General features: G+C 39.7%; 11 protein-coding genes, 1 rRNA gene and 1 riboswitch. All 12 genes read right to left on the reverse strand.

Annotation, left to right across the window (positions count from 1 at the left end; all coding sequences use genetic code 11):
• Window positions 1-30 precede the first annotated feature (30 nt).
• Complete coding sequence (gene purN / locus AC3WJG_RS23235) at window positions 31-609, reverse strand: phosphoribosylglycinamide formyltransferase (protein WP_014461934.1); 579 nt, start codon at window positions 607-609, stop codon at window positions 31-33.
• A complete protein-coding gene (purM, locus tag AC3WJG_RS23240; RefSeq protein WP_013081441.1) occupies window positions 606-1,643 on the reverse strand; it encodes a phosphoribosylformylglycinamidine cyclo-ligase in 1,038 nt (345 codons plus the stop codon). Before purM ends, purN begins: the two co-directional genes overlap by 4 nt.
• A gap of 26 nt (window positions 1,644-1,669) precedes the next feature.
• On the reverse strand, window positions 1,670-3,085 hold the full coding sequence (purF, locus tag AC3WJG_RS23245; protein WP_013055041.1) for an amidophosphoribosyltransferase: 1,416 nt from the start codon (window positions 3,083-3,085) through the stop codon (window positions 1,670-1,672).
• Window positions 3,061-5,292 (reverse strand): phosphoribosylformylglycinamidine synthase subunit PurL, encoded by a 2,232-nt coding sequence (gene purL / locus AC3WJG_RS23250; RefSeq protein ID WP_492588625.1) that lies wholly within the window; start codon window positions 5,290-5,292, stop codon window positions 3,061-3,063. The genes purF and purL overlap by 25 nt, the downstream gene beginning before the upstream one ends.
• Window positions 5,276-5,962, reverse strand: a complete 687-nt coding sequence (gene purQ, locus AC3WJG_RS23255) for a phosphoribosylformylglycinamidine synthase subunit PurQ (protein WP_013055039.1) — start codon at window positions 5,960-5,962, stop codon at window positions 5,276-5,278. Before purQ ends, purL begins: the two co-directional genes overlap by 17 nt.
• On the reverse strand, window positions 5,959-6,210 hold the full coding sequence (gene purS, locus AC3WJG_RS23260) for a phosphoribosylformylglycinamidine synthase subunit PurS (protein WP_013055038.1): 252 nt from the start codon (window positions 6,208-6,210) through the stop codon (window positions 5,959-5,961). Before purS ends, purQ begins: the two co-directional genes overlap by 4 nt.
• 7 nt (window positions 6,211-6,217) lie before the next feature.
• Window positions 6,218-6,925 carry a phosphoribosylaminoimidazolesuccinocarboxamide synthase gene (gene purC, locus AC3WJG_RS23265; protein WP_013055037.1) on the reverse strand — a complete coding sequence of 236 codons (708 nt, stop codon included), beginning with the start codon at window positions 6,923-6,925 and terminating at the stop codon, window positions 6,218-6,220.
• 74 nt (window positions 6,926-6,999) lie between these two features.
• Window positions 7,000-8,292: an adenylosuccinate lyase gene (gene purB, locus AC3WJG_RS23270; protein WP_013055036.1), complete on the reverse strand. Its 1,293-nt coding sequence runs from the start codon at window positions 8,290-8,292 to the stop codon at window positions 7,000-7,002.
• Window positions 8,289-9,434: a 5-(carboxyamino)imidazole ribonucleotide synthase gene (gene purK / locus AC3WJG_RS23275; RefSeq protein WP_013081438.1), complete on the reverse strand. Its 1,146-nt coding sequence runs from the start codon at window positions 9,432-9,434 to the stop codon at window positions 8,289-8,291. Before purK ends, purB begins: the two co-directional genes overlap by 4 nt.
• Complete coding sequence (purE, locus tag AC3WJG_RS23280) at window positions 9,427-9,915, reverse strand: 5-(carboxyamino)imidazole ribonucleotide mutase (RefSeq protein WP_013055034.1); 489 nt, start codon at window positions 9,913-9,915, stop codon at window positions 9,427-9,429. The genes purK and purE overlap by 8 nt, the downstream gene beginning before the upstream one ends.
• A 128-nt stretch (window positions 9,916-10,043) precedes the next feature.
• A riboswitch (purine riboswitch) is annotated at window positions 10,044-10,145 on the reverse strand.
• An 84-nt stretch (window positions 10,146-10,229) separates the two neighbouring features.
• Window positions 10,230-10,430 (reverse strand): NETI motif-containing protein, encoded by a 201-nt coding sequence (locus AC3WJG_RS23285; protein WP_014461942.1) that lies wholly within the window; start codon window positions 10,428-10,430, stop codon window positions 10,230-10,232.
• A 167-nt stretch (window positions 10,431-10,597) separates the two neighbouring features.
• Window positions 10,598-10,713: ribosomal RNA gene (rrf, locus tag AC3WJG_RS23290) — 5S ribosomal RNA — on the reverse strand.
• Between the last annotated feature and the right edge of the window lie 139 nt (window positions 10,714-10,852).

Below are 10,852 nucleotides of genomic sequence, written 5' to 3' on the forward strand. Positions count from 1 at the left end.
TAAAACTTTTTTGACAAGGTTACATCCTATTTATTTAACTGCGGCTTGTTCAAATAATTCATTTAGTACCGCGGGATAAAATTGATGTTCAATTTCATGAATGCGGGCCTCAACGGTTTCTCTTGTATCGCCTTTTTCAATGCGAATAGCCTGCTGATCAATAATTGGTCCTGTATCCATTCCTTCATCTACAAAATGCACGGTAATTCCAATCACTTTTACTCCTGCATCAAAAGCTTGACCAATAGCATCAATCCCAGGAAATGCAGGTAAAAGCGACGGATGAATATTAACAATACGATTTTTGTATGGCTTAAGCAACGTCGAACCAACTAATCGCATATATCCTGCTAAAACAAGAAATTCTACTTTAGCTGATGTGAGCTCTGCAAGAATTGCTGCTTCATACGCTTCTTTATTTTCATAGTTTTTAGGCGAACAAACAAAGCATGGTATTCCACATGCTTTTGCTCGTTCAATTACGTATGCATCGGGTTTATTGCAAACAACAAGCGCAATATTTGCTTTTAATCGACCTGACTGAGTTGCTTCGTAGATGGATTGAAAGTTACTGCCGTTTCCAGAAGCAAACACTGCAATATTTATCATGCAAACGTCCCTCCAGCAAATTCAACACCTGTTCCTTCTTTTACACGTCCGATAACAAATGCTTTTTCGCCTTCGTTTTCAATTGCTTCAATGACTTTATTCATATCTTCAGGTTCAACAGCTAAAACAAATCCGATTCCCATGTTGAATACTTCGAACATTTCTTTACGGTCTAGCTTGCCTTGCTCTTCAAGGAAATCAAACACGTATGGAATTGGCCAAGAACCGTAATCGATTTCTACACCTAAACCTTCAGGAAGCATACGAGGGATATTTTCAACAAACCCGCCTCCAGTAATATGAGCCATACCTGCAATCTTAGCTGCATGTAATGCTTTTAGGACCGGCTTCACGTATATTTTTGTTGGCGTTAATAACTCAACTCCAAGCTTTTCGTTAAAACCAGCGTAAGTTTCTTGAAGATTTAATCCTTGATCATCAACGATTTTACGTACAAGAGAGTAGCCGTTGCTGTGAATACCGCTAGATGAAATACCGATCAACAGCTGTCCAGCTTTAATCTCATCTCCAGTAATAATTTCTGACTTTTCTACTGCTCCTACTGTAAACCCTGCAAGATCATATTCATCTTCTTCGTATAAACCTGGCATTTCAGCTGTTTCTCCGCCAATTAACGCACAGTTAGATTGTTCACAGCCGTCTGCAATTCCTTTTACAATCGATTCAATTTTTTCAGGAACTGCTTTCCCGCAAGCAATATAATCTAAGAAGTAAAGTGGCTCTGCTCCTTGTGCTAAAACGTCGTTTACACACATGGCCACTGCATCCACACCGATTGTGTCATGCTTATCCATTTGAAAAGCAAGTTTCAATTTTGTTCCTACTCCATCTGTACCAGAAACAAGAACAGGCTCTTTTAAATTCAATGTAGATAAATCGAACATTCCGCCAAAGCCGCCGACTGTTCCCATAATACCTGCACGAGCAGTGCGTTCTACGTGCTTTTTAATACGTGAAACAGCTTCATATCCTGCTTCTAAGTCAACTCCAGCTTGTTTATATGAATATGACATGTTGTCACTCCTTTTTTACGTTAAAACTAACAAGTTACCTTTTCATGAGGGTGTACAGTATCTGGATAAATTTCAGTTGGATACTTTCCAGTGAAACATGCCATACACTGTCCGCCGTTGCCTTCATACTGTCTGCCGATTGCATCTACTAACCCTTCGTTGCTTAAGAAAACAAGTGAATCAGCTTCAATCAATTCACGAATTTCTTCAACAGAGCGTGTAGCAGCAATTAGCTCAGAGGATGACGACGTGTCAATTCCATAAAAACATGGATTTTTAATAGGGGGTGAACTGATGCGTACATGTACTTCAGTTGCTCCTGCTTCACGAAGCATACGAACAATGCGACGGCTTGTTGTGCCGCGAACGATAGAATCATCTACCATGACAACACGTTTACCCTCTACAATTTTACGTACAGGAGACAGCTTCATTTTTACACCTTGTTCACGCAATTCTTGTGAAGGCTGAATGAATGTACGGCCTACGTATCGATTCTTAATTAAACCTAATTCGTATGGAATTCCTGACTGTTCTGCAAAACCGATCGCTGCTGAAATACTTGAATCGGGAACGCCTGTTACAACGTCTGCCTCAATCGGTGACTCAACTGCAAGTTGTTTCCCAAGGTTTTTACGAGCAGAGTGAACATTGATTCCATCAATATTGCTATCTGGTCTTGAGAAATAAATATATTCCATACTGCAAATTGCACGGTTTACATTTAATGTGAAACGTTCTGATTGAATACCTTCATCGTTAATAATGAGTAATTCACCCGGCTCTACATCACGCTCATGAACTGCTCCAACGATATCGAACGCACATGTTTCAGAAGCTACTACATAAGCATCACCTAATCGTCCAATTGATAACGGACGCAATCCGTGAGGGTCAAGTGCAACCATCATCGTATCTTCTGTTAAGATAACGAATGCGTATGCGCCTTTAACCATTGATAAAGCATTTTTTACTTTATCTTTCATATCTTCATAGCCGCTTCGTTTAATTAAATGAGCAAGTACTTCTGTATCCGATGTTGATTGAAAAATACTCCCTTGGTTTTCCAGCTGATGCTTTAATGCATTTGCATTAACCAAGTTTCCATTATGAGCTAACGCAAGGCTTCCGCTATGAGAGCGGAAGTGAAGGGGTTGAACATTTTCAAATCCTCCGCCTCCAGCTGTTGCATAACGAACGTGTCCAATTGCTGCTTTACCGTTTAGTTGCTCTAACTCTCCGTGGCCAAATACTTCGTTAACAAGACCGACACCTTTCATTACTGTCACTTTTTCTCCGTCTGTTACAGCAATACCAGCGCCTTCTTGTCCGCGGTGCTGCAAGCTATGCAAACCGTAATAAGCAATCTGGCTTGCATTTTCATGTCCCCATACACCGAATACGCCACATTCTTCGTTTAAGCCTTTGATTTCAGCAAGCATGGAAGCGCTCCTTTCCAAGCAGTAGTTAATTCTTCAACTGATAATTGAACAAGAACATTTTCTTGATGTTTAACAGTTAATGTTGCGTCTTCTGTTACGCGTCCTACTAATGTTACATCTTGTACAAGCATTTCGAATTTTTCTTTATTCTCTGGAGAAACCGTTACGATAAAACGCGATTGTGTTTCACTGAATAGCTCTGCTGTTGCTTCGCCGTCTACCGTTACGTTCACACCTAATCCGCTGCCGTTCATCACTTTTTCAGCTAGGGCTACCGCGAATCCTCCTTCTGCAATATCGTGAGCAGATTGAACTGCGCCTTCACGAATTGCTTGAAGAAGCTGATCTTGACGTGTTTTTTCAACTGCTAAATCTAATTTAGGTGAATGCCCAAATACCGTACCGTTTTCTAGTACTTTTTGAAGCTCAGTACCTGCGAATTCTGCTTCAGCTTTACCAATCACATAGATTAAGTCATCTTTTTGCTTCGCATATTGAGTTGTAATATGGTTGAGATCGTCGATCAAACCAACCATTCCGATAACAGGAGTTGGGTAAATTGCTTCACCTTTTGTTTCATTGTAAAGAGATACGTTACCGCCGATAACCGGAGTCGATAGCTCACGGCAAGCGTCGCTCATACCGTCTGTTGCTTTTTCAATTTGCCAGAAGATTTCTGGTTTTTCAGGGTTACCGAAGTTTAAGCAGTCTGTAATTGCAAGAGGCTGGGCACCTGAACATACAAGGTTACGAGCAGCTTCTGCTACTGCAATACGGCCGCCTACTTCTGGGTCTAGGTATAAATAGCGAGAGTTACAGTCTGTTGTCATCGCTAATGCTTTATTTGTATCACGTACACGAACAACCGCCGCGTCAGATCCAGGAGATACAACTGTGTTTGTACGTACTTGATAGTCATATTGGTTGTAAACCCACTCTTTGTTTGCAATAGTAGGCTGTTTTAAAAGTGTTACTAACATATCACTGTGATTTTCAACAGTAGGAGCATATGCTGGCTGCTCTTGGAACTCACGATAGTATGCTGGTTCTTGAGTTGGCTTGTGGTATACCGGTGCATCTTCTGCTAATGCATCTACAGGAACATCTGCTACTACTTCTCCGTTATGAGTTAAACGAAGGCGCTTATCGTCGGTTACGTGACCAACTGAAACAGCTTCTAATCCGTATTTTTCTACGATTTCTACGATTTCATTTTCACGGCCTTTTTCAACAACGATGAGCATGCGCTCTTGAGATTCTGAAAGCATCATTTCATATGGTGTCATACCTGTTTCACGCTGAGGTACAAGATCAAGGTTCATTTCAATACCAGAACCTGCTTTACTTGCCATCTCTGCTGAAGAACTTGTTAAACCCGCAGCACCCATATCTTGAATACCGACTAAAGCGTCACACTTGATAAGTTCTAAGCAAGCTTCAAGAAGAAGTTTTTCCATAAATGGATCTCCTACTTGTACAGCAGGACGTTTTTCATCTGACTGATCAGATAGTTCTTCAGAAGCAAATGTTGCGCCGTGGATGCCGTCGCGTCCCGTTTTTGCTCCTACGTACATAACCGTGTTGCCAACGCCTTTAGCTTGACCTTTTTGAATGTCTTCGTGATTAATTAAACCCACACACATAGCGTTAACAAGCGGATTTCCTTCATATGACGCTTCAAACTGAATTTCTCCGCCTACTGTTGGGATTCCTACACAGTTACCGTAACCTGCGATTCCCGCTACTACTTCCTCAAACAAATGACGAACCTTTGGAGATGTTAATTCACCAAAACGCAAAGAGTTTAAAAGTGCAATCGGTCTTGCTCCCATTGAAAAGACGTCACGAATGATACCACCTACACCAGTTGCTGCTCCTTGATAAGGTTCAATCGCTGATGGATGGTTATGACTTTCGATTTTAAATACAACGGCTTGGTTGTCACCAATATCAACGATACCAGCTCCTTCACCAGGACCTTGTAATACTTTTTCACCCGTGATAGGGAATTTTTTCAGTACAGGCTTAGAGTTTTTATAACTGCAGTGCTCTGACCACATAACAGAGAATAAGCCTGTTTCTGTATAATTAGGAGTACGACCAAGCAGCTGCTCTACATTCGCAAACTCTTCGTCTGTTAATCCCATGTCTCGATATAACTTTTGTTCTTTAATTTGCTCTACATTTGGTTCAAGAAGTAACGACATTTTGTTCCCTCCACTGCTTTACGATTGATTGAAATAATTTAAGTCCGTCCGCGCTTCCTAAAAGATCGCTTACCGCTCTTTCTGGGTGAGGCATCATTCCTAATACGTTGCCTGTTTCGTTCGTAATCCCTGCAATATCTTGAAGACTTCCGTTTGGATTATCACCTGCGTATTGGAAAAGAATCTGGTTGTTTTCAATCAATTTTTGTAACGTGTGTTCATCACAATAGTAGTTGCCTTCACCGTGTGCCACTGGAATAGCAATTACTTCATCTTTGCCATAAGCATTTGTAAACATTGTTTCGTTATTAGCTACTTTCAAATTCACTGTTTTACAGATGAATTTTAAGTTTTCATTACGGCGCATAGCACCTGGCAGTAATCCTGCTTCTAATAAAATTTGGAATCCATTACATACACCTAGTACTGGCTTTCCTTGGCTTGCTGCTTTTTTTACAGCGTCCATTACATTTGAGAAACGAGCGATAGCACCTGAACGAAGGTAATCTCCATATGAGAAACCACCTGGAAGCAAGATACCATCATATTGATCTAATGATTCTGTATCGTGCCAAACGTAATCTACTTCTTCACCAAGCTCATCTTTGATAGCATGATACATATCGACGTCACAGTTTGATCCTGGAAAAACAATTACAGCAAATTTCACTGTACGACAACCTCCTCAACCTCGTAACGGTAATCTTCAATTACTGTATTAACTAAAAGCTTTTCACACATTTCTTTTACGCGTTCATCTAATGAATCTGTGCTGTCGATTGTTAGCTCTAAAAATTTACCGATGCGTACTTCTTCTACTTCTTCATAAGACATACGGTGCAATGAATTTTTAACGGCTACTCCTTGAGGGTCTAATACACTTTCTCTTAATGTGACAAATACTTTTACTTTATACATGGTTGGGTTATCCTCCGATTCGCTGTAAGATTTTTTCGTATGCTTCTGTTAAACCGCCTAAATCTCTGCGGAATACATCTTTATCTAATTTTTCGTTCGTATGAACATCCCAGAAGCGGCAAGTGTCAGGTGAAATTTCATCCGCTAAAATAATGTCGCCTTGAGAAGTACGGCCGAATTCTAATTTAAAATCTACTAAGAAAATATCTTTATCTTTGAAAAATTTCGATAATATTTCGTTGATTTGAAGTGCTTGTGCCTTTAAACTATCAATCTCTTCTTGAGTTGCAGCCTTAAGGAAAATCGCATGTTCTGCAAGAATTAATGGATCACCAAGCGCATCGTCTTTGTAATAAAGTTCAACGATTGGCTGTTCAAAACGAATACCTTCTTCTACGCCAATTCGCTTCGCAAGGCTTCCTGCTGTAGCATTTCGTACAACAACTTCAAGCGGGACAATTTCTACTTTCTTAACCGCTTGTTCATGATCTGAAAGCTGCTTCACAAAGTGAGTTGTAATCCCTTGCTCATGTAACATTGAAAATAGTAAACTACTAATTTGATTGTTCAACTGTGCTTTTCCGCTAATCTCCGCTTTTTTCTGACCGTTGAATGCTGTAGCTTCATTTTTATAAGCAACCCACAATACATCTTGCTCATCAGTAGCGTAAATTTTTTTCGCTTTTCCTTCATAAAGTAACTCTTGCTTTTCCATGCTGTCACCTCTACATACAGAATATTCAGATACACTTTCTTAGATAAAGGCAAGGACGTGCCTTGCCTTTTTTATTAAAGACCTAAACGTTCAAAGATCATATCTACATTTTTTAAATGGTGCTTATGATCGAAGCAATCTTCAATCTCTTCTGGTGATAAGTGGCGAGTAATGCGCTCTTCGCCTTCAATTAAAGAACGGAAAGGAACTTGCGTTTCCCATGCTTCCATTGCTTTTGGCTGTACTAAGTCGTATGCTTCTTCGCGTACCATGCCTTTATTGATTAGTGTTAACAGTACACGCTGTGAGTAAATTAATCCTAGTGTACGATCCATGTTGCGCTTCATATTGTCAGGGAATACTGTTAAGTTTTTAACAATGTTTGCAAAACGATTTAACATGTAATTTAAAGCAATCGTTGCATCAGGTAAGATGACACGCTCTGCTGATGAATGAGAGATGTCACGCTCATGCCAAAGCGGTACATTATCATAAGCTGTAACCATATAGCCGCGAATTAAGCGAGCAAGTCCCGTTACGTTCTCAGAACCGATTGGATTACGTTTATGAGGCATTGCAGATGATCCTTTTTGACCTTTTGCAAAGTACTCTTCAACCTCACGTGTTTCACTCTTTTGAAGACCGCGAACTTCTACTGCAAATTTCTCAATAGATGTCGCAATTAACGCTAGTACTGACATATAGTGTGCATGACGGTCACGCTGTAATGTTTGCGTAGAGATTGGTGCTGGTGAAATTCCTAACTTCTCACATACGTATTTTTCAACGAAAGGATCGATGTTAGCGAACGTTCCAACTGCTCCTGACATTTTACCGAATTCCACTTCAGCTGCAGCACGTTTTAAACGCTCTAGGTTACGCTTCATTTCTTCGTACCATAATCCCATTTTCAAACCAAATGTCGTTGGCTCAGCGTGTACACCGTGCGTACGTCCCATCATAACCGTATACTTATGTTCTTGAGCTTTTTCCTTTAGTACTTCTACAAAGCGCTCTACGTCACTTAGCAAGATTTCATTAGCTTGCTTTAATAAATAAGATAGAGCTGTGTCAACTACGTCAGTTGAAGTCAAACCGTAGTGTACCCACTTGCGCTCTTCACCAAGCGTTTCAGATACTGCACGAGTGAAAGCTACTACGTCATGACGCGTTTCTAATTCAATTTCATTGATGCGGTTAATATCAAAAGATGCATTTTGACGAATTAACTTCACATCTTCTTTCGGAATATGTCCTAATTCTGACCATGCTTCGCAAGCTAGAATTTCAACTTCTAACCAAGCTTTAAATTTATTTTCTTCTGTCCAAATAGCTGCCATTTCTGGTCTTGTATAACGTTCAATCATGTTGTTACTTCCTCCGTTCTTTCCCAAATTCCTAGAGATTCGGCTTTTTCTATCGCCTCATCTATCTTATCAGCTAATACCGTGATATGTCCCATTTTTCTCTTCTCTTTTGCAACTTTTTTTCCGTACAAATGCAAGTGCATATCATCTAAACATTCGATTTTTGCCATTGTGTTCTCAATATGTTCCCCTAATAGGTTAACCATAACAGCAGGTTTTAATAAAGTCGGCTGTGCTAGGGTCCAGTTACAAATGGCTCTTACATGCTGCTGAAATTGAGAAAGATCACAAGCATTGATTGAATAATGACCTGAATTATGAGGTCTAGGTGCCATTTCATTTATATAAAGCTGACCTTCTTCAGTTAGGAACATCTCAACTGCTAATGTACCAACTAAATCTAATCCTTTTGCTATTTCTTGCGCATATTGAAGAGCTTTCGCTTCTTGATCTGCTGTAATACGTGCCGGAACAATCGTTTGGTGCAAAATATGATGCTTATGAATGTTCTCAGCTACTGGTAAACATACCGTTTCGCCTTTTGCATTGCGGTGTACAATAACTGATACTTCTTTATCTAAGTTCATCCACTGTTCTACAATGCATTCCGACTGTGCTAATAGCTCAGCTGCTTCACGAATATTATTCTCATTTTTCACTAGAACTTGCCCTTTACCGTCATATCCGCCTCGGCAAGTTTTTACGACACATGGATAACCAATTGTTTCGACAGCTTTTAAAAGTTCTTCTTCAGTCGTAACGATTGCGTAATCAGGAACGTCTAGATTAAGCTTTGTAATCATTTCTTTTTCTAAACGACGATTTTGTGTAACGGCTAGTAAATGACTGCCTTGTGGCACGTAGCATTTTGTTTCTAGCCATTTCATCATCTCAACATCAACGTTTTCAAATTCATAGGTGATGACATCTGACACTTCAGCAAGCTGTTCAACCGCTTTTCTATCATCATAGTTGCCAATGACTTTAATATCTGCTACTTGACCGCAAGGAGAATCTTCTGTTGGTTCAAGCACTGCAATGTAATAACCCATTTCTTTAGCAGATAGTGCAATCATTCTTCCTAGCTGTCCACCGCCTACGATTCCAATTGTTTTACCAGGAGGTATAAGTAAATTAGACAAGTTGATCACTACTTTCTAACACGGATGATTTAATAGACTCTCTACGATTTTCAAGTTGATCACTTAACGTTGGATCCTGTGTTGCTAAGATTTGTGCTGCTAGCAGGCCAGCGTTCGTAGAACCAGCTTTTCCAATAGCTACTGTAGCTACCGGTACGCCGCCCGGCATTTGAACAATCGATAAAAGTGAATCTAAACCGTTTAAGTTACTTGATTTAACCGGTACACCTATTACAGGTAAAATTGTTTTTGCAGCAATCATACCAGGTAAGTGAGCAGCGCCACCAGCGCCAGCAATAATAACTTTAATCCCTCGTTCTTTAGCAGTTTCAGCGTACTCAAACATATAATCCGGCGTTCGATGTGCTGATACAACTTTCTTTTCATATTCAATATTTAATTCATCTAAAATGTCACACGCATATTTCATAGTGCTCCAGTCTGACTGACTGCCCATTACAACAGCAACTTTTACATTCATGAATAAAAGCTCCTTTTTCACGTTATAAAAAAACCTAGGGTACGTTATGGCTCACTAAAGGAAAGCCACAACTACCCTAGGTTTCATGTATCAACATTCCTTTTGAAAAGGAATCATGTTTACCTATTTAGTAATTGTACTCTCCTCATAGTCCAATGATTTACGGTCATCGGGTAGAAACTCGTGGGCCATATTCCCACTATTATATGAGGTTTCGGATATCTCAATTGACAACTTAATAATAACAGCCAAACCAGAAAAAAGTCAACCCAAAAATCGAATGTTTACTATTTTTATCATTAAAATGTTCGTATTTAGAGACTTTTCCCTTCGAAAACAATCTGTTGCTTTACCGGAACATACTCTTTTTTACCATTTATTTCTTTTTCTTCAAAGATAGGCTTTTCCATGCGTCGAACGGGCATATACCCATCTTTTTTCATCCGATCTAAACAACTTGCGATTGTTTCATTTTCCTGTAATTCGTATAGTACTTTTTTTGATTTCTTACCCAAAATGCAGCCTCCAGTTTGAAAGAAGTTTCTTACAACGTCAAAAAGAACTTTTATAATAAAAAATTAAATGAATCCACTATAGTGTAACATAATTTAAAAGTTAAATTCACGCTGTAATTTTTAGAAACAAAAAAAGACTAGTCATTGAATGACTAGTCTTTTTATTGGCCTGGCAACGTCCTACTCTCACAGGGACAAAGTCCCAACTACCATTGGCGCTAAAGAGCTTAACTTCCGTGTTCGGTATGGGAACGGGTGTGACCTCTTCGCTATCGCCACCAGACAAGAGATTGCTCTCTCAAAACTAGATAACTGTTTGCTGAGTAAAGCTTACGCTTTTAAAAGTTTGGTTAAGTCCTCGATCGATTAGTATCAGTCAGCTACACATGTCGCCACGCTTCCACCTCTGACCTATCAACCTG

The sequence above is a fragment of the Priestia sp. FW507-14D1A genome (assembly GCF_058781295.1).